We start from the raw sequence: 25,676 nt of genomic DNA, 5'->3' as shown, positions 1-25,676 counted from the left end.
GTTTGCTACGTTCAAATTTTTCCTTAGCCATGGCAATATCCTATAATCTAAGCTTTTTAAAAATAAAGGGTAACAATGAGATGGTGCCCATGGGCAGATTTGAACTGCCGACCTCTCCCTTACCAAGGGAGTGCTCTACCCCTGAGCTACATGGGCGAAATTGTTTGGAGCGGGTGAAGGGAATCGAACCCTCACCGTAAGCTTGGAAGGCTTCTGCTCTACCATTGAGCTACACCCGCATACTCACTTTTTGCTCCAAGTAAGAATTTTTGGTGGAGGGAGAAGGATTCGAACCTTCGAAGCTCACGCAACAGATTTACAGTCTGCCCCCTTTGACCGCTCGGGAATCCCTCCAAAAGAGAACGCTAGTTTATTGGCAACTCAGATTTCCGTCAAGATTTTTTTTCATTTATTTCTTTAAAAATATCCAAGCTTTTGCTTTTAAACATTATTTACTTAAACTGAATGATTTTTTCGTACTTAGCCATCAGTTCTTCGTGCGTTTCAGGATGTTCTTCATCGATCAAGATACAGTCGACAGGGCATACCTGTTGGCACTGAGGCTCATCGTAATGGCCTACACATTGCGTACACAAATTTGGATTGATTTCGTAAATTTCTTCACCTTGCGAAATGGCATCATTAGGGCATTCCGGTTCGCACACATCGCAGTTAATGCACTCATCTGTAATAAAGAGCGACATTTCTATTTCCTTTTTTCTTAAATTATCAAAACCGATTGGGCGCGGATTATAGCACAAATGACGTCGGAACAATCCGTTTGAAAGAATGTTTTACACCTTGGGAATGATTCTCAAATTCTATACTATTCAGCAACTTGCGAATAGAGCAACAATTCAAACCTACTCATTCCCGCCTTTCCTTCCCGATAAATTTCCAGCCAATCCGGTTTTTCAGGCAGCTTCCCTGCTTCAATATAGACCATTGCCCCATTTTTCAAGTGGCTTTGCAATCGGATAAACAGATTTTGCCAATCTTCCCATGAAAATGGCGGATCAAGGAACACAACATCAAATTTTTCAGACGGCCTTGCCAGATAAGCCATGCCGTCTGAACACACGATTTCCACCTGTTTCAAACCTAATTCACGGATATTTTTCTGAAGCGTTTGAACAGTTTGGCGATGGTTATCGACCATTACCACTTTTGCCGCATTACGAGAAGCAGCCTCCATTCCCAAAGCACCACTGCCGCTGAATAAATCCAATACTGTTTTGCCGGTTAAATCCTGGCCCAGCCAATTAAACAGTTTTTCACGCACGCTGTCAGGCGTCGGGCGCAGACCATCTGCAGATAAAAATGTTAACTTTCGTCCCCTGCATTGCCCACCGATGATGCGTACTTGATTGGTGTGTTTGGAATGTTTGTTGTTTGCCATAATTCTTAAAAGATGCCGAGTTTTCAGACGGCCTCAATTATATAGTGAAACTGCCATCAAGCCGTATTTCACTCTATTCTTTTAGAAACAAAAAGGCCGTCTGAAAATCATTTTTCAGACGGCCTAGGCTTTTACTTCCGCACAGAAGCAGCCAGCTGTCTCAACAACTCAATTTCCTTATCCTTCTGCTCCAGCATTTCCCGGCAATGTTTTAACTCCTGATTCAACAACTCCAATTTCATAGCCATATCACTTGAAGCATATAAAGCGATATCGCCTCCACTGTCTCCTTCATTAATCTGTAAAACCATCCCGTTATTACCCGATTTCAACAAATCCCACATATCTACTTTAAAGATAGCCGCCAACTGCTCTAGTCTTGGAATATTCAATTGTGTCTCACCTCGCTCAATCTTAGCGTATCCACCGGCAGACATGGCTAACTTTTCCGCCATTTCTTCCTGAGACCATTTATTTAATTCGCGTATCAAGCGGATCTTTTCGTGAGTTTCCATAGACTAAACTTTCTGTATAGATGATTGAATTATTAGAGTAGATTTCAAACTTTGAGTTACTGGAGAGGAAAATTCATTCTGAATACAATCCCCAAGGTTTTATCAAGTATTAAAATTTTTACTATATTTTTAATAAATTTTAAAGAGAGTAACTTAAATATGGCCATTCCAATTTTACTTTGGGGCGCTGCTGCTACCCTTGCCGCAACAGGCGTTGTTAAAGGAGCAGGAGCAATCAGCGATATTAACAACGCCAAGGAAATAGGCGAACGGGCAGAACGCCGTTACAAGAAAAGGCAGGAGGAATTAGATGAAACCAAAGAGGAAACTAACGACTGCTTTGAAAAATTGGGGAGATTAAAGGTAGAGATTTTTAAAAATCAAATCAACCATATCATACAAATATTACACAGCACTAACAATAAACATGTCAAAAGCGAACTTTCCGGCTTTAACAGTACATTTGACGTTACAGAGCTGAAAGAAATGGAAACAATGGTGCAAACATCATTGGAACTAAGCACTAATTTCGGTAGTAGTGCTATTACTGGGGCATTGGCCGGTTTTGGAGCGTATGGTGCAGTTCCTTTGATTGCAACTGCTTCTACAGGTACAGCCATCTCTACTCTGTCCGGAGCTGCTGCAACCAATGCAACCCTTGCCTGGCTTGGCGGTGGCGCATTATCTGCAGGTGGGTTCGGAATGGCAGGAGGAATGGTGGCTTTGGGCGGTATCGTTGCAGGCCCAGCTTTAGCAGTCGGCGGATTTATGCTGGCCAGTAAAGCGGAAGAAGCCCTGACGGAAGCACGAAAATATGAAGCCCAAATCGATGAAGCCGTTGCCGAAATGGATTTGATCGCCGAAGGGCTCAAAGGCCTGCAAGATAATGCAAAAGAGATGAAACAGACTTTGAAAAAAATGATCGGACGCTTTGAGCAGGTTCGTGTAAACAGCATCGATGATCCTAATTTTCACGCTATGCTGGTTATTGGCAAAGCCATCAAAAACCTGATGAATACGCCCATTATGGAGGATGATGGTTCGCCTGCTCCCAATATCAGGCATCAATGTGAAGGTTATTTGAATATTGAACTTGGGGCAGAAGTATGAGTAAAATCCAAATTCTCGACAAAGTTGTTCCGACGAAAGTCCCCACAGCTATTCCTTTGGAAGCCGCAACAAGCTCGTTTACCCGCATTTTGGAAGCACACAACGAATACAAAAAGATCGCAGCCCAAGAGAAAACCAAACGTGAGGCAATCGGTGCATGGAAAGATGTCCGTTTGAAGGAGTTGAAAAATCAGCAGGAAATTTTGCGGCTGTATTTGGAAAATACGTTTCGGGAACGCCGCGAGATGATTGACGGTTTATTCAATGCACTGGACAAAGGGATTGAGGCCGGCAATATCAATGTTATTGATACGGCAATAAACGGCATTGTGAATATTGCCAAGGATTCTCCGCTGCAACAGGTCGATAAGCTAATTTTGTCACTGAAAAACGATGATGTAAAGGTGATTGAGTTTTGACCTCCGAACCCTTTCCTTGTTCCGCCTGCGGTTTGTGTTGTCAAAGGGTCAGTCTAAGCGAACAAACCGCATGGCTGGATCGCGGAGACGGTATATGTCAACATTTTAATGAAAATACAATGTTGTGTTCTATCTATGCAACTCGCCCTTTGGTTTGCCGTGTGGAGGATTATTACCGCGCCCATTTATCTGAACAAATATCTTGGCAGAACTTTATACGGATTAATGTAGAAGTTTGCAGAAAGTTTCAATCGAATAAGTAAGGCTTTTCTGTTTATGGGAGTGCCGTCTGAAAACTTTTCAGACGGCATTTCCTATTTTAAACTAACCTAACTTCACTCTTTCGGCGCAGGCGGTTCAATCTGTTCTTTCCAGCCGCATTCTTTTTGCGGGCAGACTTTTTCCACACCCCAGCGTTTGGTGGTTTTGATGGTCAGTACCGGCCAATGGCAGTTCGGACATTCTTCGGCGACGGGCGGGTTCCAAGTGGCGTAGTTGCAGTCGGGATAGGTGCTGCAACTGTAAAACAGTTTGCCGTAGCGGGATTTGCGCTCGACGAGGTTGCCTTTTTTGCATTGTGGGCACTGGACGCCGGTGTCTTTAGGTTTTTCCAGCGGCTCAACGTGTTTGCATTTGGGGTAATTGGCACAGCCGATGAATTTGCTGCCGGTGCGGCTGTATTTGTACACTAGGCGACCGCCGCATTTAGGGCATTCGCGCCCGTCGAGTTCGGCTTGCTCGGCTTCGGCTTTGGCGATGCGCTCGGCGGCTTCTTCGGCGGTTTCGTTGACATTGCGCGTGTAGCTGCACTCGGGATAGCCGGCGCAGGCGACGAAACGACCCATTTTGCCGAATTTGATTTGCAACTTGTGTTCGCCGCATTTCGGGCAGGTTTCGTCAAGTTCCTGCGTGGTAAATTTGGCGCGTTCAATACCCTCTTTTTCTTCTACTTGCTTGATAAATGGTTTCCAGAATTTATCCATCACGGGAATCCATTGGCGTTTGCCGTTGGCAATTTCGTCAAGCTGGTCTTCGAGTTTGGCGGTGAAGTGGTAATCGACATATTGGGCGAAGTGTTCGGTCAGGAATTTGTTGACGATGTCGCCTGTGTCGGTGGGCATGAAGCGTTTTTGCTCAAGGGTAACGTATTCGCGGTCTTTGAGCGTGGAAATAATACTGGCGTAGGTAGAAGGGCGGCCGATACCGTATTCTTCGAGGGCTTTAACCAGCGTGGCTTCGTTGTAGCGCGGCGGCGGGGTGGTAAAGTGTTGTTCGCCGTAGAGTTTGTCCACAGGCAGTTTGTCGCCTTCGCTCATTTCAGGCAGTTTTTTGCTGTCTTCGCCTTCTTCATCGTCGCTGCTTTCTTCGTAAACACTGAGGAAGCCTGCGAAGGTTTGCACCTGTCCGGTTACGCGGAATACGCCTTTGCCGACGGTAATATCGACGGTGGTTTGGTCGAATTTGGCGGGCGTCATCTGACAGGCGACGGTACGCTGCCAAATCATTTGATAGAGTTTGAACTGATCTGCGCTCAAGAAGGGTTTGACGCTTTCAGGCGTGCGGTACACGGAAGTCGGACGGATGGCTTCGTGGGCTTCTTGGGCGTTTTTGGATTTGGTTTTGTATTGCTTGGCCGAGCTTGGCAGATATTCTTTGCCGATTTTGTTTTCGATGTAATGGCGGATTTCGGTTAACGCTTCATCGGCCAAATTCACGCTATCGGTACGCATATAGGTAATCAGACCGATGGCGCCCTGCCCTACGTCTATACCTTCGTAAAGCTGCTGGGCGGTACGCATGGTGCGGTCGGTGGTAAAACCGAGTTTGCGCACGGCATCCTGCTGCATGGTGGATGTGGTGAACGGCGCGGCTGGGTTGCGGCTGCGCTTTTTCTTTTCGATGGCGGTAACGACAGCCTCTTTGCCTTCGAGTTCTTTCAACACGTCGGCTTGCGCGGCTTCGTTCGGCAGGTCGAATTGTTCGAGTTTCGCGCCGTTGTATTGGGCAAGTTTGGCGGTGAACTTACTGCGACCTTTGTGGCTATCGAGATGTACCGTCCAATATTCCTGCGCTTCAAACGCGCGGATTTCGTTTTCGCGTTCGCAAATCAAACGCAGTGCGGGACTTTGCACGCGGCCTGCGCTCAAACCGCGGCGGATTTTTTTCCATAACAATGGCGAGAGGTTGAAGCCGACCAGATAGTCCAAAGCGCGACGGGCTTGTTGCGCATCGACCAAATCCATTTCGATTTCGCGCGGATGGGCAACGGCATCGAGTACGGCGTTTTTGGTGATTTCGTGGAACACGACACGCTGCGGCTTGATGTTTTTCAGACCGCGTTTGGATTTTAGGATTTCCAAAAGATGCCAAGAAATGGCTTCACCTTCCCTATCCGGGTCGGTTGCGAGGTAGATGTTTTCAGCTTCTTTGGCACCGGCAACGATGGCATCGACGTGTTTGCTGTTGCGGCTGATCAATTGGTATTTCATGGCAAAGCCATTTTCGGGATCGACTGCTCCGCTTTTGGGTACCAAGTCTCGGACATGACCGTAAGACGCCAAGATTTCAAAATCACCGCCCAGATATTTCTTCAGGGTTTTGGCTTTGGACGGGGATTCGACGATTAATAGGTTTTTCGCCATTGTTGTTCTCTTTTGGATGTATTGGATTTATGTTTCAGACGGCCTTTTATCATTTTGTTCAGGCCGTCTGAAAAAAGGTTTAGTGCATAACGTTTTGTCCGGTCAACGCACTCATCAAGTCGTCGCCTATCAGGACGGGCAACTCGCTCTTGTGCATCCACAACACCAGCAATACCAACACTTTGGCGGTATCGAGGGTGATTTCGTCCGATGGAATGTGCATCAGGGCGTGAATGACGATTTCGCGTTGCTCATAAGTAATTGCGTGCTCGGCAACCAAATACTGCATCAAGCCCATGACTTCCTGCGGCAGGTTTTCAGCTTCCTCACGGCAAAATACGCGCAGGGAGTCGCTGTTAAACGGCTCGGCATAGAATTCGGACGTATTGAACAAGACTTCCATCATCATTAATGTATTGCCGATTTCCGTAGCATCAAAACCCGCATCTTCCAAGAGGCGACCCAAATCCTCCGGAGGCGGACAATTGTCGAAATCTTGGAAGTGTTCGATTAAATAGGCAATGACTTCGGTCATGCTGGTTCCTTAAATATAGATAATTTATGCTTTGACACGCTGATAACGGCCGCCCGGCAAGGCGGCAACGATACCGTCAAGTTCGTATTCCAAAAGCTGTGCGTACACGTCTGCCGCTGCCGTATTGGTTTGTTGCGCCAAAATATCGGGATGTATCGGGTCGTAACCCATTGCTTCCAATAAAGCGCTTGTTGATGGGGCGGCAGATAGGTTTTCAGACGGCCTTTGCGGTTCATCCGCTATTGTTTTTTGTTGCAGATGTTTGGTTTGATCGTTTTTCAGTTTTACCGTCTTATTTATAGAATATGATGGAACAGGCGTATTTTGCAATAGCTGCGGACACTCATGGAGAATATCGTCCAGACATTCCACCAGTTTTGCCCCGTCTTTAATCAGCTTGTGGCAGCCTTTGCTATGCGGATTGTCTATCGAACCTGGCACCGCCATCACTTCGCGCCCCATCTCTGCCGCCAGCTTGGCGGTAATCAATGAGCCAGATTCCAATGCTGCTTCCACCACCAATGTCAGCTGCGATAATGCGGCAATCAAACGGTTGCGGCGTGGGAAATTGCCTGCGAACGGACGCGTGTCTAAAGGGAACTCGCTGACAATCAAACCTTTTTCAGCAATTTCATAAGCAAGGTTTTTATTGGATGGCGGATAAATGCGGTCTATACCGGTTCCCCAGACGGCAATGGTACCGCCACCTGCCTGCAATGCGCCCTGATGGGCGGCGGTATCGATACCCGAAGCCATACCCGATACGACGGGAATGCCTTTTTCACTCAACGCTCTGCCGAAATCTTTGGCAATCCGCATTGCCTGCGGTGTGGCATGGCGGCTGCCGACAATCGCGGCAGAAAGTGTGTGCAACAACTCTGCATTGCCGCGTAAAAACAAGACCGGCGGCGCGGTAATGCCTTGTGTCAGCATTTCGGGGAAATCATCATCTTGCAGCAGCAACAGACGGCAACCGTCCTGCATTTCCCATTGTAAAGCGGCTTCGGCAGACCGCTGCGCCAAAGCCCGTTTGTCTGCATTACGCCACGACTCGGCTGCCTGCTTATGGCGTACCAACGCGGCAATTTTGTCTGCCGGCGCATTCAAGGCTGCTTGTGCACTACCGAATTGCTGCAACAGCACCAAAAAACTTTCTGCGCCGATATAGGGCGTAAATGCCAGTTGCAACCAAGCAAAACGCTCGTTTTCCGTCATCAATCTGTTCCCTTTTCGTAATGGTTGTTCAGACGGCCCGAAGAAAATCGAGGCCGTCTGAAAATTTTATTGATATAAAACTTCTTTCGGCTTAAAAGGCAAAATAACACCTCCGAGCCATATCATTATTTTTATAAAGTATCGCTTGTCTAAGCAAACCGTCAAATGACGATGCCGTCTGAAAAACCTGATGGCTTTCAGACGGCCTCTTTTGTGTTTGAACCGATATTGCGCTTATTCTTCGGATTTGTCGGCGCTGCGGCGCGATACGCTGATACCGAGTTGTTTGAGTTTGCGGTAAAGGTGCGTACGCTCCAAACCGACCTTTTGCGCCACGCGGCTCATATTTTGGCCTTCTTGGGCGATGTGGTACTCAAAGTAGCGGCGCTCGACTTCTTCCCTCAATTCGCGCAAAGGCATATTGAAATTGAAGCCACCGATGATTTCTGTCGCCGTTGCATTTTCCTTCTGACCCAAAGCCACGGCAACGGCCTGCTCGTCCACTTCTTTGCCGTCCGATTCCAACATGATGTTTTTCACCGTTTCGGCAAGCTGGTCGTAATTGCTCGGCCAATCGTATTGGCGCAAAACCACCAATGCGCTGTCGCTGAATTTTACCGGCTGGATTTTTTGACTTTCGGCCAAATCGGTCATGATGCGGTTAATTAAAAAGACGATGTCGTCCGGTTGGCTGCGCAAAGAAGGAACATTGATGCGCTCTTTCAACAGCTCCGCCAGTCGGCCGGCAACAACGTCATCGGCGCTCTCACCGCGTTTAAAACCGCATGAAGCAATCACACGGACATTGTAGCGGTCGGCTTTTTCCAGCAAGAAAGCAATGCCGTTTTGGATATTTTTGCTGTAACGGGCAATATCACCGACATACAAAATGCCGCCTGATGCCTTTTGCAACAGCTCCATCGGCGTATCGACAATGTGTTCGACACGTTCGGTTGCCACCCAAGGCGTACCGCTTTTGTGCAGATAGCGGGCGACAATTTCAAACGGCGAGCCTGCCTCACCGGCCAACAACAGCGGGCGGTTGTGTTTGGCGGCCGCTTCAATGCTGCCGTTCATTTCTTGAATAACCGGGCTGTTGCCCAGTTTGTCCAAAGTCATGCCGGAGGCCGTCTGAACTTCGCCATGTTTCAAGGCGCGTTCTACCGCAGACAAGAGTTTTTGCAGGGCAATCGGTTTTTCCAGAAAATCGAGCGCGCCGATTTTGGTGGCTTCAACCGCAGTGTCAATGCTGGCATGGCCGCTCATCATCACCACAGGCATATTGAGTTGGCCGTTTTTCGCCCACTCTTTCAACAAAGTGATGCCGTCGCAATCGGGCATCCAAATATCCAGCAATACCATGGCCGGACGCGTTTGGTAACGCAATTGGCGCGCTTCTTCGGCATTCTCGGCCAAAGTAACGGTATAGCCTTCGTCTTGAAGGATTTCGGAGAGCAGGTCGCGGATGCCTACTTCATCATCTACAATCAAAATATCACTGCTTCGCATAAGTTTCTGCCATTTCCGGTAAAGCTATTTTGACACACGCGCCGCCGCTGTTCTGATTGCTCAGGCTGATACGGCCGCCATGCTCCTCGATAATTTTTTTCACAACGGGCAAACCCAGCCCCGTTCCTGTCGGTTTGTCGGTAACGTACGGCTCAAAAGCATTGTGCAGCATTTCTTTACTGAAACTTTTACCGTTGTTGCAGACGGTCAGGAAAACCTGTCCGCCTTCGCGCCCTGTTTCGACGTTTACTTGCGGCGCTTCGTCCGACTCTGCCGCTTCTGCGGCATTCTTAAATAGGTTATGCAACACTTGGCGCATCGCCGTCGTATCGGCAACAATCGGCAGAGCATCCGTGTTGAGCCGTGCATTAAATTTGCACGCGCCAGCCTCATATAATACCAATACTTCCAACACCAAACCGTTTAAATCTTGTTTTTCTAAATTCAGCGACGGCGCACGCGCATAATTGCGGAACGCTTCGACCATTTCTTTCAGCGCGGCAACCTGTTTGACGATGGTATCGGTTGAACGGCTGAGGATTTGGGCGTCTTGTTCATCAAGTTTATCATGCAATTTCCATGCCAATCTCTCGGCGGAAAGCTGGATGGGCGTAAGCGGATTGCGGATTTCATGCGCCAACCGTTTCGCCACTTCGCCCCATGCGGCCTCTTTTTGCGCGCGTATTAAGACGGTAATGTCATCAATCACCATCACCACGCCGTTATCGTTGTCTTCCGGCAGGATGGTGGCCTTACCCAATAAGATTCTGGCATCGTCGGGCGCGGCATATTCGACTTGGACGGGTTTGTCGCTGTCGGCGGTTTCATTAATGGCGGCAAACACATCGGCCAACAGGGTTTGCTGCGGCGATTTGCCGTGCCATTGATGCCAGTTGCTGCCCCACAAAGACACCAGCGAAACGCCCAAAATCTGTTCGGCGGCCTTGTTAAAGGTTTTCAGACGGCCGTCGGCATCCAAAGTAATCACGCCTGTGGTCAAACTTTCCAACACGCATTCCAAATAATGGCGGGCGGCTTCTTCGCGTAAACGGTTGCGCTCGTCCGCCTCTTTGGCAATCGATAATTGCTCGGTCATGTGGTTGAACAACTGGGTCAAACGGCCGAACTCGTCATTGCGGAATACCGGCCGGGTCTGGCTGAAGTCGCCCTGAGCCACCGCCCGCGCACCCTCTGCCAACGACAACACCGGTGCCACAAAACGGCGGGCAAAATACAAAGCCATCACCAACGCCAAAAAGATGGCCAACAATGTCGCGACCAACAGCGTGGACAAGAAAAAGGTTTGCAGGCCTTTTTTGGTATAACTCAGCTCAGCATATTTAGCGCGGGCCGCTTCAATCAGCGTCGCATCTTGGGCAACATCTTTCGGAATCGGCTGACGGAAAAACAATGCATAATCCTGATTTTTATGCGTACCGATCAGCATCCAACCCTGAGCATACAGCATGCCGCCGATGTTTTCCAAGCTGCGCACCGAGCCGGTCTGCTCCAGCTGCTCCCATCCTTCTTTGTTAAGCTCGGGTTGATTTAGTTTCAGGGGATTGATGCTTTTCTCAGCTTTATGGGTAGTCGCGTTATAAAGCGCCAGCTGGGCAAAGTCGGCAGTAAGCGCCGATTTTGCCAGCGTCTGCCCTAAATTGCCGTCCAGTGAAGCGGCGCTGATTAAGTCGATCTGCACCGGTGTGGCGTTGCTGACAGCGTTGTCCACCGCCAAGTTCAGCGCGGATTTGCTCAAGTTTAAGCTGCGCTCCAATGCCTCATGGGTATCGTTGCCAAACCAAGAATTAATCGTACCGTTAATAAACTGGGCGGAAATACCGAACAAAAACACGCCCGGCAATACGGCAACCAAGGTAAACATCCCCGACAGCCGACGCGCAATCTGCGAACCGAACACGCTTTTGCTGTTGTCGCGCATCAAAAGCACGACATAGCGCACCAACACCGCCGCCAACACCAGCAACAGCAAGCCGCACAAGGCGACAATCCACCAGAAGTAATCGGACAATACGTTGCTGCTGCCCGTTGCAACAGTCAGACCGTACAACAAAACAACGGCAAATACGGCGGCAATCAAAAGAAAGCGGCGCATGGTTTACTCCTGCACGACCGACAAGGACTTCCAACCGGAATCCAAATGCCAGTTTTTAGACGTCAGGGCATTGATTTGGAACGGTTTGGGCAGCTTGGCGGTTGTCAGCAGCAGGCGGATTTCAGCCTTCGTGTCTTTGGCGGCCACATCACTCAGCGCGCCTTTGGACAAAACCTTCCAATTTGCGACCGCACCCACTGCGCGCAAGGCAGTTTCAAGCGTGTCGTACTCGGTAGAAAACGTACCGACGGTAACGCGATAGCGGTTGGTCAGCGGATGGAAGGACAATTTGTATTGAATCGTGCTGTCGTTGTTGAGCAGCTGGTCGAACTTGAATTTATAAGACGACATAGACGGCGCTGATAGCTGCCAACTCAAATTGAAATGCAGGGGGACGCCCTGTTTGAGTGCTTCTTTAAGCTGGTCGGGCAGATCGGTGCGGAAACGGCTGCTGACGGAAAGCTGTCCGGCATGGGTCAGCTTTGCCTCGGCACGGGTCGCACTGATACCCTCGCCTGCCGCATTCAGCGACACGGCAAGCAAGAGCGGTACAATCAGCGTTTTACTGCTTTTTAATAAGCGCGTAATAAAAGCCATCTTGATGTTTGTTCGGTAAGAGCACATGCGATTCAATCAACTCGGCATCGGCATGGCGGTTAAGGAATTTTTGCAACTGACCGTCGTTTTCTTCGACAAAGACCGAGCAGGTAGCCAGCAACATCCTGCCGTTTTTCGTCAGGGTCTGCCACAGCGCGTCTAATAATGCTTCCTGTTGGCGTGCGGTTTTGACGGCATCGGTCGGTCGGCGCAGCCATTTGACATCGGGATTGCGGCGCGCCACGCCCGAAGCGGTACACGGCACATCGGCCAAGACAGCGTCAAAGGCCTTGCCATCATACCACGCTGTCAAGTCCTGCGCATCGGCACAAGTCAAAGAGGCCTTTTGAAAGCCTAAACGGTCAAGATTGCTCTTCACCCTGTTCAGACGGCCTTCGTCTATATCCAAAGCGGTAACATGACAATCTGCCAGTTCCAAGATATGGCCTGTCTTACCGCCCGGCGCCGCACAGGCATCGAGGATGCGTTCGCCGTCTTTCGGGTTCAACAAATAAGCTGCACGTTGCGCACCAAAATCCTGCACCGACACCAGGCCGTCTGAAAAACCGGGCAGACGGCTTACCGGAACGGCTTCTTCCAACATCACGGCGTATTCGTCCAAAGCCCTGGCCGGAATGCCTTCCGCAGCCAATTTTTCCAAATAGCTTTCGGCATTGCCGTGTCGGCGGTTGACGCGTAAAGTCATCGGCGGATGCGATTGCAGCGCGGTGGTGATGTTGTGCCAATGTTTGGGATAATGGTTTCTCAAATAAGCCACCCACCACAGCGGCAAATTGTGTTTCGCCACATCGTCTTTTTTGCAGGAAGCCGCGAGCTTGTCGCGTTCGCGCAAAAAGCGGCGCAAAATCGCATTGGCAAACGAGCGGAACTGGCCGCGACCGATTTTGGCAATGCTTTCCACCGCTTCATTGACCACGGCATGAGGGGCATTACGCGTGTAATGCAGTTGGTACATCGCCGCCAAAAGCAGGCTTTCAAGTTGCGGATTGTCAATCGGCTTCTTCAGCATTTGACCAAGCATATACTTCAAACTGCCCAAATAACGCTGACAACCATAGGCAATATCCTGCAACGCGCCGTTTTCCTGCGCCGTCAGCTGCGGATGCGCCGCGCGGATTTCCGCCAAGACATCCTGAAGATTGCGCCCTTCGGCAACCGCAGCAACGCTGTCGGCGGCCAATTTTTGGGCGAGGGACATACTCATATTTTTGCTTTCTGATTTATATTTGATTTCAAGTGTTCGGCGGATTTCAGACGGCCTGTTCGGCTGCCAGCAATGCCCGGTAATATTCGGCATCTGTTTTGGAAAAACAGCAAAAGATGATTTTTTCCACTGACGGACATTGCGGCAGGGTTTGTTTCAAACTCTCCAAAGCGATACGCGCGGCGGCTTCGGCTGGGAAGCGGTACACACCGGTGCTGATGCACGGAAAGGCGATACTGTGAAGATCGTGTTTCTGGGCAAGCAGCAAGGAATTAGCGTAGGATTGTGCCAATTTGGCCTCTTCATTTTGTTGTCCGCCAAACCATACCGGCCCGACCGTGTGGATGACAAAACGCGCAGGTAAACGATAGCCTTTGGTTATTTTGGCTTCGCCTGTGCGGCAACCGCCCAAAGTGCGGCACTCATCCAGCAGCTCTTTGCCAGCAGCGCGGTGTATTGCACCGTCCACGCCGCCACCGCCCAACAGTGATGAATTGGCGGCATTGACAATCGCATCGACTGCCAATCGGGTAATATCGCCCTTGACCACTTCAAAAACAGCCATTGTTTTCTTTCCTCTACGTTGACTTCCAGTCTGTTACAAAACCGTTCCGACTTCAATCGTCCGGCCTGCCGCAAATGCCTGTATGCTCATGCGTTTGCTGCCGGAAGGCTGCAATTCAGTGATGTTCAGCGCATTTTCACCGCACGCCACCAGCAGGCCGTCTGAAGTGCAAGACAATACTTCGCCTGCCTTACCCTGTTTGGCCACGACTTCGGCACGCCAGATTTTCATCGGTTTGCCTTGATATTCGACCCACGCGGCAGGTACAGGGTTGAAAGCACGGATTTTGCGCTCAATCACAGCCGCGCTTTCATTCCAATCGATACGCGCTTCTTCTTTGCTCAATTTCTGGGCGTAGGTAACACCTTCTTCAGGCTGCTTAACCGCGTTCAGACGGCCTTCTGCCTGCAAACGCTGCAAGTCGGCAACAATCGCTTCCGCCCCCAAACCCATCAGCGCGTCATGCACTTCGTTGGCGGTATCCGTAGGTTGGATGGCGTAGCGGTGTTCGCTGACCACATCGCCGGTGTCCAAACCGATGTCCATCTGCATGATGCACACGCCGGTTTCTGCGTCGCCGGCTTCAATTGCACGTTGAATCGGTGCAGCGCCACGCCAACGGGGCAACAGCGAAGCGTGGATATTGAGGCAGCCGTGTTTGGGCGTATCCAACACATCCTGTGGCAAAATCAAACCATATGCGGCCACCACCATCACATCCGCGCCTGTATCTTTGAGCATTTGCAGGGCTTCGGCGTTATTGCGCAACTTTTCCGGCTGCGCCACGGTCAAACCTAATTCCAAGGCAGCCTGTTTGACCGGCGATGCGGTCAACTGCATGCCGCGGCCTTTGGGGCGGTCGGGCTGGGTCAACACCAGCGGAATTTCAAAACCTGCGGCGGCGATGGCTTTCAAGGCGGCGGCGGCAAAATCGGGTGTACCGGCAAAGATGACTTTCATGTTGTGTCCTTGTGGAAATGGTTTGAATGGCGCGTTGGGCAAACTGTTTCAGCTGAAAAGGCCGTCTGAAAAATTGAAAACCGAAGTCTGCCTTCTGTTTTGTCTTTTCAGACGGCCTTTAAGCGATGCGCAGGTCAGATGGTGTGTTTCTGACGTTTTTTCAGTTTGGTTTTGATGCGGCCTTGTTTCAGCTGCGACAGGTGTTCGACAAACACGATGCCCATCAGGTGGTCCAATTCGTGCTGCACGCAAATTGCCAGCAGGCCGTCTGCTTCCAGCGTGAATTTCTCGCCTTTTTCGTTCAAGGCTTCAACTTTGACGCGCTCAGCACGGGTTACGGTATCGTAAATGCCCGGCACGGACAGACAGCCTTCCTCATAAGTCGTCTCGCCGTCTTTTTCGACAATGACGGGATTGATGAACACGCGCGGCTCACTGCGGTCTTCGGTCAAATCCATCACGACGATGCGCTCGTGTACGTCGACCTGAGTGGCCGCCAAGCCGATACCGTGTGCTTCGTACATGGTTTCAAACATATCGGCAACCAATGTCTGGATGCGCTCGTCGATTTTTTCAACAGGTTTGGCGACCGTATGCAAACGCTCGTCAGGGTATTGGAGGATGTTCAGTAAAGCCATAATATTCTCGTTTTATAAAACTGATGTGTGATTTTCATACAGATTTGGTTTCCGCCGCCACAATCTCCTGTCATGACAGCAACATTCAATGCTAAAATAACGCCGAAAAATGTTAAGATAGCGCGACGGAGGCCGTTCGTTATCGTATTGATGAATGGGCAGCAGTTTCGTAAACTCCAGCCTTCTCTGTTTATCATCTGAAGACAAACCGAATCGATTTCAAGGGGAACGGTTATGCAACAACGTATTATAACCCTGCTTTGCATAGCAGGCATGGCTATTTCTGCCCACACTCAGGCAGCTTCTTTAAAAATCCGCCCCAATGCGCCGCAACGCTACGTCGTTAAAAACGGCGATACCTTGTGGGGCATTTCCAGCAAATATCTGTACAGCCCATGGCAATGGAACCACCTTTGGGGCGCCAACCGCAACGCTATCCGCAATCCCCATCTGATCTATCCGGGTCAGGTGTTGGTTTTACGCTACGTCAACGGCCAGCCGCGACTGGGTTTTGAACACGCTCAAACCCATTCAGACGGCATTCCCGTGATCAAACTGCATCCGCGCGTACGCGAAACTTCCGGCTACGGCATTCCGACCGTCAACGTCAACCTCTACCGTATGTTCATGAAACATCCGCAGATTATCGCTCCGGAAGAAACCGCCAACGCGCCGCGCCTGATTGCCGGCCCCGACAACCGCGTCCTCTACACCCAAGGCAACCGCGTGTACGCATACGGCCTGACCGAGCCCGGCCGCTACCTGACCTACCGCGTCAATAAAAACATCACTGATCCGGAAACCGGCAAATTCCTCGGCCAAGAAGTCGTGTTCAGCGGCATCGCCAACACGCTGCCTTACACCGACTCCGCATTGGAACACCGTACCCGCGCTTCTGACGAAAAACTCAAAAGCAACGAGTATTACACCCAAGTCAACAAAGCCATGAAGCTGCGCACCCAGTCCGCGCAACCTTTGGTTATCGAAGAAGCCGTTTCCGAAATCCGCAAAGACGACTATCTGCTGAAACTGCCCGAAGGCCTCGACAGTTTCAATGTTATGCCTCACGCCCCTGCCCGTCCGATTCAGGCCAAAGTCGTTTCCATCTTCGACGGCGTGGGCGAAGCCGGCCAGTTCCAAACCATTACTTTGGATAAAGGCGAACTCGACGGCTTGGACAAAGGCACGGTGGTCAGCCTCTACAAACGCGGCCGCCATGTCCGTGTGAATCTGTCCAACAACCTGATTCGCAAGCCGAAAGACAAAGATACGGTTGAATTGGTTTCCATTCCGGCGGAAGAAATCGGTTTGGCAATGGTATACCGCACATCCGACCATCTGGCCTCAGCCATTATTTTGGAAAGCCTGAACAGCGTTTCCATCGGCGATACCGCCTCCGAACCCGGCCGTGATTTGGACAATATGGCTGATGAAAAAACCATGGACAAACCGGCTGAAGACGAACAGGAAAGAGAAATCGAACTGGAAGTCCGCAGCTGATTGGGCTTTCTTAGCAGCCATCCGGCAAATAAAGGCCGTCTGAAAACCTGTTTTTCAGACGGCCTTTTGATTGCTGCCCATCAGAATAAAGAAATCTGTAACACTTTGTTTGGAACGCAAACAATATCTCGTTTCTTCAGCCGGTAATCAGCTTTCCCCTTTTCTATCGTCTTTCCGTTCTGCCATTCAAATCAGAAATATGAAAAGCCCAATACGCCATTTATTGCCTATTGATTGCTCCATCTGTACCTTCCAATCAAAAAGGCCGTCTGAAATCTTCAGACGGCCTTTTTATCCATAACTCAAATCCGATTATTTGAATTTGTAAGTGTATTGCAAGCCCAAGATGTCCGCTTTGTTTTTGAAGCGGGCAGAAGATGCACCGCGGCTGTCCACATCGTTGCCGCTGGCTTTGCCGGTGCGGTAAACCGTGTCATTGATGTGGATATGGCTGTACGCCGCATCGATCACATGGTTTTTACCCAGTTGATATTTGGCACCGACGGAGAACCAGATACGGTTACCGTCAGGCAGGCTGTTCATACGGTCTTCGGCGCTTTTAACCGGTGATTTGTCGAAAGCGATACCGGCACGCAGTTGCAAGGGTTCGGTAACTTGGTAAGAGCCGCCGAATGCGACTTTATAAGTGTTGCGCCAGTTAGGCGTAATGACGGTACGGTCGGATTGGCCGTTGACAACTTTTTTGGTGTTTTCAAACACCAGCTCGGCTTTGTTGAAGCGGCTGTGGCGTGTCCAAGTCACATCGCCGAACAGGTTGGTTTTGTCGGTGGCGCGGTACATACCGTGAACAGACAAAGACTCAGGCGTGACGATTTTGACGCTGGCTTTTTCGTTCGGCACATAACCGCGTGCAGCCATTGCACCCAAATCCCAAGCGCGTTTTGCATATGCGCCGTCCGCTTCCCAATCGGCAGTGCCTTTCAGTGTATGCGATACTTTGGAACGATAGTTCACACCCACGCGTGCGCGATCGTTGATGTCCCACATCCACGCCAGTTGGTAGCCGAAGCCCCAATCGTGGCCTTTTACATCGGCATGACCGTCAGCTTTGCCGGTCGCATCGACAGCAACGGGACGCCCTGCTTGACGGGAAGCCAAGCCGCTGGCCAATTGGCTGATGGCGCCGGAAGCATCCCAGTCGGAGTATTTGCGCAATTCGGCTTTGGAATATTGGGCAATCAAACCGGCACCGACAGCGTGCTGCTCATTCAGTTTCCACGCGACTACCGGCTCGATGGCGATGGTGGTCAAACCCAGTTTGTTGATGTTGTGGCGCAATACGGAATCTTTTTCGTATTCGGTTGCCGAACCGAAAGGAACGTACACGCCCAAACCCAAAGTTACATCGTCGCTGGCTTTGTACGCGCCATAAACGTGCGGAGCAACGGTGGTTTCGGTAATTTTGCCGCTGGTCGAGCCGCTGACATCGGCACCCGTGCGGAAGTGTTTCGCAGATTCCGCCTCATAATGAATGCTTGGGAATACGATATTGGCGTTGACGGAAATTTGGCTGCTGTCGATTTTGCTCAAACCGGCCGGGTTGTAGAAAATGGTTGAGGCATCGGCGGCTTCGGCGGCGGCGGCGTTGGCCGTGCCTTGTGCGTTAACGGATTGTGTGCCGAAGTGGTAACCGGAAGCTTGGACGGCGGTAGATAACAGTGCTGTGCTTAAAATAAATGCTGTTTTTTTCAGATTGAAATGAATCATTTTGGTTTACCGTGAAAGTAGCGGACAAAGAAAAAGGCCGTCTGAAACGTCCTTTATTGATTTAGTATAGGCACTCAATTCTATACTACATCATTATTTTTGCCTAATCTTTTCTTTTTTTACACAAAAAAGCAGGCTAAAACAGCCTGCTTTTCCAATCATCGGATCACTGCAATTATTTAACCTGCAACACTTCCAGCGTATTGGTCGAACCAGATTCGCGCATTTGCGAACCGCTGGTAATGATGTATTGGTCGCCACTTTGGAGGATTTTGTGTTCTACCAGCATGGCTTCCACTTCGTTCAGCGCGGTATCGTGATCGGTACTGGTTGCCAAAATCAACGGACGCACGCCGCGGTACATCGCCATGCGGCGTTGCGCTGAAACACTCGGCGTCAGGGCAAAAATCGGCAGGGTGATGTTGTGACGGCTGACTTCGAAGGCGGTCGAACCGCTTTCAGTCAGGGCAACGATGGCTTTGGCGTGAACTGCTCGCGCCACGCTGACCGCACCGCCGGCAATCGCCAAGTTGGTGCTGACGGCTTCGGGATACTCGACCTGTTCGGCAACGCCGTTGAGCGAATCTTGTTCTTTTTCCGCAGCCGCACAAATAATCGCCATTTGGCTGACGGTTTCAAACGGATACGCGCCGACGGCGGTTTCGGCGGAACACATCACCGCATCGGTACCGTCCAATACCGCGTTGGCCACGTCGCTGACTTCCGCGCGGGTCGGTACGGGGTTGGTAATCATGGATTCCATCATTTGAGTTGCGGTAATACTGAAGCGGCGCAACTCACGGGCGCGGCGGATCATGCGTTTTTGCAGTGCGGGTACGGCGGCATGGCCGACTTCCACTGCCAAGTCGCCGCGGGCAACCATAATACCGTCGCTGGCAAGGATGATTTCGTCCAGGTTTTCAATGGCTTCTACGCGCTCGATTTTGGAAACCAAACCGGGGCGTACGGCTGTACTGCCTTTCATTTCTTCTTCGACTTTGGCGCGTGCGATGTGCAAATCTTCAGCAGATTTCACAAAGCTGATGGCTAAGTAGTCGCAACCGATGGCAATCGCCGTTTTCAGGTCACGAAAGTCTTTTTCAGTCAACGCACCGGCAGACAGGCCGCCGCCGCGTTTGTTGATACCTTTGTTACTTTTCAGCACATGGCTGTTTTCTACCCTTGTAATAATCTTACTTCCTTCAACCGCTTCAACGGTTAAAGTCAACAGGCCGTCGTCCAGCCACAAAACATCGCCGGCAGCGACATCATTCGGCAAATCACGGTAGTCCAAACCCACCGCTTCGCGTGTACCTTCGCCTTCAAGTGCGGCATCCAAAATCAAAGTTTCATCTTTATTCAGCTCGATGCTGCCGCCTGCAATTTTGCCCACGCGGATTTTAGGCCCTTGCAAGTCGGCAAGAATGGCGATTTCCTGACCCGCACGTTTCGCGGCTTCGCGTACGATACGGGCATTTTCTTCATGAAACTCCGGCGTACCGTGGCTGAAATTGAAACGGACGACATTAAGGCCGCCGACACGGATCATGTCTTCCAACAATTGTACATTGTTGCTGCCCGGACCCAGTGTGGCAACAATTTTGGTATTGTGGCTGATACGGGTTAAATCACGTTGCAATTGGCTCATGTAAACGTCCTTTCCTGTTGATTTCACGTTTGATAATGAAGAAGATTGTACTCTTAATGCAATAATGTTGGCGTAAAATTACATCATTTTCTGACTTAAACTAAATTTATTTTTGCATTAACCTACTTTCCTATCAGATACAATACACTCTCACGTCGTCATTTTTGATTTTCAGACGGCCTCCCTCATACTAATAGAATACTCAACTGATCCATGAAACGTTTTTTGACTCCGCTACCCATCGGCATCGTTTTGGCTGACCTGATTTACGGTTTCGTACTCAATGTCATGCAAGGCTTAAATTTGCAACAAACCGCCGCCAACCAGTCCGGTACAATTTCCGTTACGCCCGACATTGCCTTCAATAGCCTGCAAATCGTCGCCAACGGCGGCATGGTCTGCATTATCAGCTTCGGTTTGATTGTCTTGTTCCAACTCAACCGCGCCGTATTACGCCGACAAATCCTGCCCATCGGTATTTTCCGAACCCTCGGCCTGTTGGCTGTTTTGGCATTCAGCATTTCGTCTTTGTGGGAATGGTTGCATGCCGCTTTGTCGCTGCTTTCCGGGCACAATGTTTTAAACTTCAGCAACCCGCGTTATCTGGTTACCGCAGCCTGTATGCCCATCATCGCTTTCTTGTGCATCTTGCGCCTGTACAATTGGTATCGCCTGCATCGGACTGTTGCTGCTGACGACACCTCCACGACCCTCTAATCAAGCTGCAAAAAGGCCGTCTGAAACAGGAAACCTATTTCAGACGGCCTTGTCATTGTATATCTCAACGTTGATGGCTGGTTTCTACATCGGCCTTAATCTCACCATACATTTGCGAGCTGCCTCCGCTGCCTGATGCGCAGGCCGCCAAGCTCAGTGTCAAAACAACCGCAGTTAAAATCTTCAGCATTGGATTCCCTCTTTCCACAAAAATTATTTCGGATCGCAACGGAAGTGGTAAGCGCAAATTTCAAATCCGTTTTTAAAGTAGAGACGATGCGCATCTGCACGGTCATGGTTCACATGGACATTCAGATGGATTTTGGTTGCGCCGGTTTCCGCACCGATTTTGCGTACTTCTTCCAACAAGCGTGAAGCATAGCCTTTTTGGCGGCATTGAGGCATGGTTACGATGTCATCAATATGGATATGGTAACCGCTGGCCAAGTTGTACGCAGCATGGAAACCGCATACGGCCACGGCATTTTGTTTGCCTTCTTCAAAAATACCCAACAGGCGGTAGCCGGTATTGCGCTGATGCTCGTTGATTTGTTCGACAAAACGGTGAATATCGGTCAAAGAAGAACGCAAAATGCTCAATGCCGCAAAAGCGGTTGCAGTTTCTTCCGGCGGAATTTCACGCAATACGCCGACCACAGGAGCGGCAGCTTGAGGCTCAGGCTGCGCATTGGCCGCCTCCGCACGCTCGGCGGCATGTTTTTCTTCAATCGCCTGCGCCAACAAAACGCGCTCGACCGGCACTTCGCCCTGCTGTTTGCTCTCTTGCTCTTTAAGCAAGGCTTTGCAGTCAATCACGCGCAAATCATTATCTGCCGCAAAGTCCATCAAGAAACGGAACATTTGCGGATTGTCTTCTTCCAACTTTTTATCGACCGCTACACAACGAACATTGTCCACCAAAATCGGGCGCACCCAATTAGAATAGGAAAGGCGGTTGTCTTTAGTAAAGGAAGACAAAATACCGCACAGGCGCTCCGCCCAGTCGCTTGGTCGGAAAATCTTGCCTTTGCTGGTCGTACCATGGATCACAACTTCATAAGGATTACACACTAACATAAGCAGCTTCCTAAGAGTAAATGGCTGAAGGAATATTTCGCCAGTGCCAACATCAGAAAAAGTTCCGATACATAGCAACAGATTATTGAAAAAATATCAGTAAGGTTTTGAAATACGACAATGATGAGACGGCTTGCCGATCCTGACAATCCGTTTCGAATTCTTTGATTATTATACCCGATACGCCTCTTTTTCTTCAAAAATCATTTGAAAAATAACAACAGGCCGTCTGAAAACAAGTATTTCGGTTTCAGACGGCCTGCATATTTTGAATATCAATACAACAATTTCTTGCGGGGCTTTTGCTCGCCATTGGATTTAATTTCTGACAAATTGAAATTCAATATGCTCAAATCCAAAACGCTTTCTGAAGTGCATTGATCGCCAAAGGCATTTTCATAAGTGGCTTTCAGTTTCAATACTCCGCCGAATGTTTGGTCCGGCAATTCGGCAGCCAGCGCCAACATGCTTGCAAACACGCCGCCATACAATTCTCCCGATGCCAGCATATCCACGCCGCCGGAAAACATCTCCAAGCGCATCACTGCATCGGCAACCAGCTTGCTCGGCAAGTGATCCGGCAAAGCCTCAGCCTCAAAACGCACATTCTTCGCCAAGCCCTTACCGCTATTGCGGACAACCAAAACCAATAAATCCGTTTGTCCATCAGAACGTTGCAACGTCGCATGCAAAACAGGATGAATGCTCTCTTTTTGAATCAGCTGCTCACGGTGCAACATCTTGCTTTTTGCTTTGGATCGCGCAGAGACGACAGCCCAAATCAACCAAACCAATGCAACGGCAGAAATGGCAGTGACCAAAAGGGGAAGGTTGGTCAAATAGGCTTGCTGATTAAACCAAACTTGTGCTGCCAAAAATCCGGCAAAGAAAATTAAAACGTATAAGATTGGGGCAAACCGGCTTTGTATGGATGAGTGCATAAGTTTTCCTACATTTCGTGTCGTGTTATAAAAAATAATGCCTTTTGAGCAAATGATGTCATCAACTCAGAAGGCATTATTTTAACGTAATTTTAACGCAATTTGCTTAATATCTTGCTTTTTATGAAACTGATGTATCAAGCAGACAACTCAAACCGCACAGCCGTGTTTTCAGACGGCCTGAGATTTTTATTAGGCTTCGGCAACCGAATCACGCGAGAAGGTTTTTTCGCAATAATGGCATTTCAAACGCGTCTGACCATTATGTGAACGGACATAAAAACGGCTGATGACCGGCTCTCCATGACTGGCACAATTGGTATTCGGGCAGCGGAATACTTCCGAAATTTCGTCCGGCAATGACAAATGCTGTTTGTCGATCACTTTAAACTGATCAATTTTGTTTACCACTGCTTCAGGGGCAAATAAAGCCAAACGGTTGGCCGCATTGGCATCCAACCATACGCCGCTGACTTTGATAATGTCTTTGCTTCCCTGCGTTTTGCTGGGCAAATTAAAGCCGACCGTAACCGCACTGCCATAATGCAGCAACTTAAACTGCCTTAAAATAGCCAAGCCTTTACCGGCAGGAATATGGTCAATTACCGTACCTTGTTCGATCGCTTCAACGCTGAGTTTTGAGTTTTCCATCTTTCGCTCCTTAAACTTCTTCGTTCAATACCAAAGACAAAATCGCCATCCGTGCATACATGCCGTTGGTTGCCTGTTCAAAATAATAGGCATGAGGCGTTTTATCCACATCCGGATGAATTTCATCTACCCTCGGTAAAGGATGCAAGACACGCAAATTGGGTTTGGCGTTTGCCAACATCGGCGCATCAAGATTGAATTTACCCTGAATTTTGGCAAATTCCTGCTCATCAAAACGTTCGCGCTGAACGCGGGTCATGTACAAAATATCCGCCCATTCGACCGCTTCTTCCAAACTGGACAAAACTTGGTAAGGGCAACTGGCCTCCTCCAGCTCTTCAGTGATATAGTCCGGCATCGCCAAGCTGGGAGGGGATACAAATGCAAACTCACAACCCCAACGCTTCAATGCCTGACACAATGAGTGTACCGTACGGCCATATTTCAAATCACCGGCCATCGCAATCTTCAAATTGCTCAAACTACCTTGTGTTTCATAAATCGTTACCAAATCCAAAAGCGTCTGGCTCGGATGTTGGTTGGTACCATCGCCGGCATTAATCACAGGTACGCTCGAAAACTCGGCCGCCACACGGGCCGCACCGTCTTTCGGGTGTCGCTGAATAATCGCATCCGTATAGCTGGAAATAATCCTCGCAGTATCTGCAAGCGTTTCACCCTTTTTCGCGCTGGTATTGGCACCATCGGAAAAACCGATAACTTTTCCACCCAAACGCTGTACCGCCGTTTCAAAAGACAAACGCGTACGGGTGGACGGTTCAAAAAAGCACGAACCAATCAATTTGCCTTCAAGCAAATCTTCACGAGGCTGCTTTTTCAACTTCAAGGCCGTCTGAAGCAGTAATTCGAGCTGCTCCGTCGTCAAATCTGAAATTGAAATAATATGTTGCCGATAAAGCGGATTAGGCATGACCGTTCCTTCCCATAAAAAAGCCCGCAACAGGCGGGCGTTTCAAGCAAACCGATTCCATCGTTGCCCGACATCATCCCCGTCGGACAATCACAACCATGTTCCTACCACACCCATGAAATCTTCCGCATTATCGCATATTTAACAGACGGCTGCTTCTTTCAAGTTTTCAGACGGCCTGAGACCTTTGCCAAAAATCCCTCATCCCCAACAGCCAAAACTCAAACACAGGGATTTGACAGTTTCTATTCCTAATATCCTTTTATCTTCCCAATACTCGCATCTTGTAGGAGCAAACAAGCGCAAGTAAGCTGTTAACTGCTTCAACGATTCAAACATATCGCTTTCGAATAGCGTTGCACACCCATGTTGCCTAAAGCAAATTAGGTTCACAGCCTGATTTACAGTGAAACGTAACAAAGCTTTGTTCAACTACATAACGGGTTTTTCGACAAATGTTCGGTTGTGTTTGATTTGCGTTTCCGTCAATGAGTTGTTGTAAAGAGCTTTGCGATAATGCAGGTCTGTAGCTGATTTTTTTCTAGGTGCTATCTGTTTTGCTGCCGTAGCCTTTGATCGAGCATTCTGCCATACCTTATCTCGTCGACATTGACGGAGTGATGTGCAGTTTCTCGATATAGCCTTTCAAAATAGATACAGATATCTGTTTGCCGTATCAACCAGCTTTTTACCCTGCAGACAATGCTATCTTTGCTTGGTGTAATTTGTCTGCAGCCTTATCCTTCATTGTCCTTACCCATGACCAAAACTATTGATCTCGGGCCGTCTGAATAATGTTGCATAAATGACTTAAACTACAGCTTTCTCTACTTTTAAAATTTTCCGCTTAATTTACAGTTAATCAGTTCCAATAGTTCTGATCAAGGCATTACCTTCCGCCGACTGGTTGCAGTGTCAGCATAAGGTTCTGGATTTGAAATATTCAGTTCGTCAAAATAATAAAACGGGTTAAGACAATAATACAGTAATCGAGGTTGAGATCAGCCTACCCAAAGGACGTGCCTGAGCACGTCCTTTTTA

General features: G+C 49.3%; 25 protein-coding genes and 3 tRNA genes. 5 read left to right on the top strand and 23 right to left on the bottom strand.

Annotated elements, in window-relative coordinates; all coding sequences use genetic code 11:
• Positions 1-81: 81 nt before the first annotated feature.
• From HMPREF2560_RS00160 to HMPREF2560_RS00135, 6 genes are all read right to left on the bottom strand, one after another.
• Positions 82-156 (bottom strand) — tRNA-Thr (locus HMPREF2560_RS00160).
• 9 nt (positions 157-165) lie between these two features.
• Positions 166-239, bottom strand: a tRNA-Gly gene (locus HMPREF2560_RS00155).
• 31 nt (positions 240-270) lie between these two features.
• A tRNA-Tyr gene (locus HMPREF2560_RS00150) sits at positions 271-354 on the bottom strand.
• Positions 355-452: 98 nt separating this feature from the next.
• The gene (locus HMPREF2560_RS00145) at positions 453-704 is read right to left on the bottom strand and encodes a YfhL family 4Fe-4S dicluster ferredoxin (protein WP_003679513.1); all 252 of its coding nucleotides are present in this window, start codon (positions 702-704) and stop codon (positions 453-455) included.
• Between the two features lie 122 nt (positions 705-826).
• A complete protein-coding gene (rsmD, locus tag HMPREF2560_RS00140; protein WP_070607421.1) occupies positions 827-1,399 on the bottom strand; it encodes a 16S rRNA (guanine(966)-N(2))-methyltransferase RsmD in 573 nt (190 codons plus the stop codon).
• Between the two features lie 131 nt (positions 1,400-1,530).
• Positions 1,531-1,914, bottom strand: coding sequence for a helix-turn-helix domain-containing protein (locus HMPREF2560_RS00135; protein WP_070607424.1), 384 nt, complete (start codon positions 1,912-1,914; stop codon positions 1,531-1,533).
• Between the two features lie 51 nt (positions 1,915-1,965).
• Between HMPREF2560_RS00135 and HMPREF2560_RS00130 the strand changes: the two genes are divergently transcribed.
• Genes HMPREF2560_RS00130 through HMPREF2560_RS10770 form a run of 3 tightly spaced genes read left to right on the top strand, consistent with a single transcriptional unit; the run spans position 1,966 to position 3,706 of the window.
• On the top strand, positions 1,966-3,024 hold the full coding sequence (locus HMPREF2560_RS00130; protein ID WP_283116260.1) for a hypothetical protein: 1,059 nt from the start codon (positions 1,966-1,968) through the stop codon (positions 3,022-3,024).
• On the top strand, positions 3,021-3,443 hold the full coding sequence (locus tag HMPREF2560_RS00125) for a hypothetical protein (RefSeq protein ID WP_070607430.1): 423 nt from the start codon (positions 3,021-3,023) through the stop codon (positions 3,441-3,443). The genes HMPREF2560_RS00130 and HMPREF2560_RS00125 overlap by 4 nt, the downstream gene beginning before the upstream one ends.
• Positions 3,440-3,706 carry a YkgJ family cysteine cluster protein gene (locus HMPREF2560_RS10770; protein WP_083306168.1) on the top strand — a complete coding sequence of 89 codons (267 nt, stop codon included), beginning with the start codon at positions 3,440-3,442 and terminating at the stop codon, positions 3,704-3,706. Before HMPREF2560_RS00125 ends, HMPREF2560_RS10770 begins: the two co-directional genes overlap by 4 nt.
• Before the next feature lie 72 nt (positions 3,707-3,778).
• Here HMPREF2560_RS10770 and topA read toward each other — a convergent pair whose 3' ends face one another.
• From topA to def, 10 genes are all read right to left on the bottom strand, one after another.
• Positions 3,779-6,085: a type I DNA topoisomerase gene (topA, locus tag HMPREF2560_RS00120; protein WP_070607432.1), complete on the bottom strand. Its 2,307-nt coding sequence runs from the start codon at positions 6,083-6,085 to the stop codon at positions 3,779-3,781.
• Between the two features lie 79 nt (positions 6,086-6,164).
• A complete protein-coding gene (locus HMPREF2560_RS00115) occupies positions 6,165-6,620 on the bottom strand; it encodes a Smg family protein (protein WP_003749244.1) in 456 nt (151 codons plus the stop codon).
• A gap of 24 nt (positions 6,621-6,644) precedes the next feature.
• A complete protein-coding gene (gene dprA / locus HMPREF2560_RS00110; protein ID WP_070607435.1) occupies positions 6,645-7,835 on the bottom strand; it encodes a DNA-processing protein DprA in 1,191 nt (396 codons plus the stop codon).
• A gap of 234 nt (positions 7,836-8,069) precedes the next feature.
• Positions 8,070-9,344, bottom strand: coding sequence for a sigma-54-dependent transcriptional regulator (locus HMPREF2560_RS00105; protein ID WP_070607439.1), 1,275 nt, complete (start codon positions 9,342-9,344; stop codon positions 8,070-8,072).
• On the bottom strand, positions 9,331-11,457 hold the full coding sequence (locus HMPREF2560_RS00100) for a sensor histidine kinase (protein WP_070607443.1): 2,127 nt from the start codon (positions 11,455-11,457) through the stop codon (positions 9,331-9,333). Before HMPREF2560_RS00100 ends, HMPREF2560_RS00105 begins: the two co-directional genes overlap by 14 nt.
• Before the next feature lie 3 nt (positions 11,458-11,460).
• On the bottom strand, positions 11,461-12,054 hold the full coding sequence (locus HMPREF2560_RS00095; protein WP_004520180.1) for a DUF4390 domain-containing protein: 594 nt from the start codon (positions 12,052-12,054) through the stop codon (positions 11,461-11,463).
• Positions 12,020-13,279 (bottom strand): 16S rRNA (cytosine(967)-C(5))-methyltransferase RsmB, encoded by a 1,260-nt coding sequence (gene rsmB / locus HMPREF2560_RS00090; protein WP_070607446.1) that lies wholly within the window; start codon positions 13,277-13,279, stop codon positions 12,020-12,022. The genes HMPREF2560_RS00095 and rsmB overlap by 35 nt, the downstream gene beginning before the upstream one ends.
• Positions 13,280-13,325: 46 nt before the next feature.
• A complete protein-coding gene (locus HMPREF2560_RS00085) occupies positions 13,326-13,844 on the bottom strand; it encodes an O-acetyl-ADP-ribose deacetylase (protein ID WP_070607449.1) in 519 nt (172 codons plus the stop codon).
• A gap of 33 nt (positions 13,845-13,877) precedes the next feature.
• On the bottom strand, positions 13,878-14,804 hold the full coding sequence (gene fmt / locus HMPREF2560_RS00080) for a methionyl-tRNA formyltransferase (RefSeq protein WP_070607451.1): 927 nt from the start codon (positions 14,802-14,804) through the stop codon (positions 13,878-13,880).
• Between the two features lie 134 nt (positions 14,805-14,938).
• Positions 14,939-15,442, bottom strand: a complete 504-nt coding sequence (def, locus tag HMPREF2560_RS00075) for a peptide deformylase (RefSeq protein ID WP_070873633.1) — start codon at positions 15,440-15,442, stop codon at positions 14,939-14,941.
• 234 nt (positions 15,443-15,676) lie between these two features.
• On the opposite strand from def, the gene HMPREF2560_RS00070 reads away from it, so the two are divergent.
• Entirely contained in the window at positions 15,677-16,942 is a 1,266-nt protein-coding gene (locus HMPREF2560_RS00070; protein WP_070607454.1) for a LysM peptidoglycan-binding domain-containing protein, read from the top strand.
• 312 nt (positions 16,943-17,254) lie between these two features.
• On the opposite strand, the gene HMPREF2560_RS00065 is transcribed toward HMPREF2560_RS00070, so the two are convergent.
• Together HMPREF2560_RS00065 and pyk are read right to left on the bottom strand one after the other, a co-directional pair.
• Complete coding sequence (locus HMPREF2560_RS00065) at positions 17,255-18,670, bottom strand: OmpP1/FadL family transporter (protein ID WP_070607457.1); 1,416 nt, start codon at positions 18,668-18,670, stop codon at positions 17,255-17,257.
• Between the two features lie 175 nt (positions 18,671-18,845).
• Entirely contained in the window at positions 18,846-20,318 is a 1,473-nt protein-coding gene (pyk, locus tag HMPREF2560_RS00060) for a pyruvate kinase (protein ID WP_049337966.1), read from the bottom strand.
• A gap of 213 nt (positions 20,319-20,531) precedes the next feature.
• On the opposite strand from pyk, the gene HMPREF2560_RS00055 reads away from it, so the two are divergent.
• On the top strand, positions 20,532-21,035 hold the full coding sequence (locus HMPREF2560_RS00055) for a hypothetical protein (protein ID WP_070607460.1): 504 nt from the start codon (positions 20,532-20,534) through the stop codon (positions 21,033-21,035).
• Between the two features lie 64 nt (positions 21,036-21,099).
• Here the strand turns inward: HMPREF2560_RS00055 and HMPREF2560_RS11375 are convergent, their stop codons facing one another.
• The 5 genes from HMPREF2560_RS11375 to pyrB form a co-directional block, all read right to left on the bottom strand.
• On the bottom strand, positions 21,100-21,225 hold the full coding sequence (locus HMPREF2560_RS11375) for a hypothetical protein (protein WP_283116269.1): 126 nt from the start codon (positions 21,223-21,225) through the stop codon (positions 21,100-21,102).
• A 23-nt stretch (positions 21,226-21,248) separates the two neighbouring features.
• Entirely contained in the window at positions 21,249-22,112 is an 864-nt protein-coding gene (locus HMPREF2560_RS00050) for a GNAT family N-acetyltransferase (RefSeq protein WP_070607463.1), read from the bottom strand.
• Between the two features lie 275 nt (positions 22,113-22,387).
• Positions 22,388-23,053 (bottom strand): COG1361 family protein, encoded by a 666-nt coding sequence (locus HMPREF2560_RS00045; RefSeq protein ID WP_070607466.1) that lies wholly within the window; start codon positions 23,051-23,053, stop codon positions 22,388-22,390.
• 192 nt (positions 23,054-23,245) lie between these two features.
• Positions 23,246-23,704 carry an aspartate carbamoyltransferase regulatory subunit gene (pyrI, locus tag HMPREF2560_RS00040; RefSeq protein WP_003684689.1) on the bottom strand — a complete coding sequence of 153 codons (459 nt, stop codon included), beginning with the start codon at positions 23,702-23,704 and terminating at the stop codon, positions 23,246-23,248.
• 10 nt (positions 23,705-23,714) lie between these two features.
• Positions 23,715-24,635 (bottom strand): aspartate carbamoyltransferase, encoded by a 921-nt coding sequence (gene pyrB, locus HMPREF2560_RS00035; RefSeq protein WP_070607468.1) that lies wholly within the window; start codon positions 24,633-24,635, stop codon positions 23,715-23,717.
• Positions 24,636-25,676 lie beyond the last annotated feature (1,041 nt).

Origin of the sequence: Neisseria sp. HMSC078H04 (assembly GCF_001838135.1) — a bacterium.
Taxonomy (GTDB): Bacteria; Pseudomonadota; Gammaproteobacteria; order Burkholderiales; family Neisseriaceae; genus Neisseria.
Note: the sequence above shows the minus strand (reverse complement) of the source record. Positions and strands in the feature narration are given on the sequence as shown.

Bases quoted from the DNA above. Each gene is read 5' to 3' on its own strand.
- HMPREF2560_RS00105 (WP_070607439.1), bottom strand. From the start codon at position 9,344: ATGCGAAGCAGTGATATTTTGATTGTAGATGATGAAGTAGGCATCCGC.
- HMPREF2560_RS00095 (WP_004520180.1), bottom strand. From the start codon at position 12,054: ATGGCTTTTATTACGCGCTTATTAAAAAGCAGTAAAACGCTGATTGTA.
- HMPREF2560_RS00045 (WP_070607466.1), bottom strand. From the start codon at position 23,053: ATGCACTCATCCATACAAAGCCGGTTTGCCCCAATCTTATACGTTTTA.
- HMPREF2560_RS00115 (WP_003749244.1), bottom strand. From the start codon at position 6,620: ATGACCGAAGTCATTGCCTATTTAATCGAACACTTCCAAGATTTCGAC.
- pyrI (WP_003684689.1), bottom strand. From the start codon at position 23,704: ATGGAAAACTCAAAACTCAGCGTTGAAGCGATCGAACAAGGTACGGTA.
- fmt (WP_070607451.1), bottom strand. From the start codon at position 14,804: ATGAAAGTCATCTTTGCCGGTACACCCGATTTTGCCGCCGCCGCCTTG.
- dprA (WP_070607435.1), bottom strand. From the start codon at position 7,835: ATGACGGAAAACGAGCGTTTTGCTTGGTTGCAACTGGCATTTACGCCC.
- HMPREF2560_RS00085 (WP_070607449.1), bottom strand. From the start codon at position 13,844: ATGGCTGTTTTTGAAGTGGTCAAGGGCGATATTACCCGATTGGCAGTC.
- rsmD (WP_070607421.1), bottom strand. From the start codon at position 1,399: ATGGCAAACAACAAACATTCCAAACACACCAATCAAGTACGCATCATC.
- def (WP_070873633.1), bottom strand. From the start codon at position 15,442: ATGGCTTTACTGAACATCCTCCAATACCCTGACGAGCGTTTGCATACG.
- HMPREF2560_RS11375 (WP_283116269.1), bottom strand. From the start codon at position 21,225: ATGCTGAAGATTTTAACTGCGGTTGTTTTGACACTGAGCTTGGCGGCC.
- pyrB (WP_070607468.1), bottom strand. From the start codon at position 24,635: ATGCCTAATCCGCTTTATCGGCAACATATTATTTCAATTTCAGATTTG.
- topA (WP_070607432.1), bottom strand. From the start codon at position 6,085: ATGGCGAAAAACCTATTAATCGTCGAATCCCCGTCCAAAGCCAAAACC.
- rsmB (WP_070607446.1), bottom strand. From the start codon at position 13,279: ATGAGTATGTCCCTCGCCCAAAAATTGGCCGCCGACAGCGTTGCTGCG.
- pyk (WP_049337966.1), bottom strand. From the start codon at position 20,318: ATGAGCCAATTGCAACGTGATTTAACCCGTATCAGCCACAATACCAAA.
- HMPREF2560_RS00125 (WP_070607430.1), top strand. From the start codon at position 3,021: ATGAGTAAAATCCAAATTCTCGACAAAGTTGTTCCGACGAAAGTCCCC.
- HMPREF2560_RS00070 (WP_070607454.1), top strand. From the start codon at position 15,677: ATGCAACAACGTATTATAACCCTGCTTTGCATAGCAGGCATGGCTATT.
- HMPREF2560_RS00065 (WP_070607457.1), bottom strand. From the start codon at position 18,670: ATGATTCATTTCAATCTGAAAAAAACAGCATTTATTTTAAGCACAGCA.
- HMPREF2560_RS00055 (WP_070607460.1), top strand. From the start codon at position 20,532: ATGAAACGTTTTTTGACTCCGCTACCCATCGGCATCGTTTTGGCTGAC.
- HMPREF2560_RS00145 (WP_003679513.1), bottom strand. From the start codon at position 704: ATGTCGCTCTTTATTACAGATGAGTGCATTAACTGCGATGTGTGCGAA.
- HMPREF2560_RS00135 (WP_070607424.1), bottom strand. From the start codon at position 1,914: ATGGAAACTCACGAAAAGATCCGCTTGATACGCGAATTAAATAAATGG.
- HMPREF2560_RS00050 (WP_070607463.1), bottom strand. From the start codon at position 22,112: ATGTTAGTGTGTAATCCTTATGAAGTTGTGATCCATGGTACGACCAGC.
- HMPREF2560_RS00100 (WP_070607443.1), bottom strand. From the start codon at position 11,457: ATGCGCCGCTTTCTTTTGATTGCCGCCGTATTTGCCGTTGTTTTGTTG.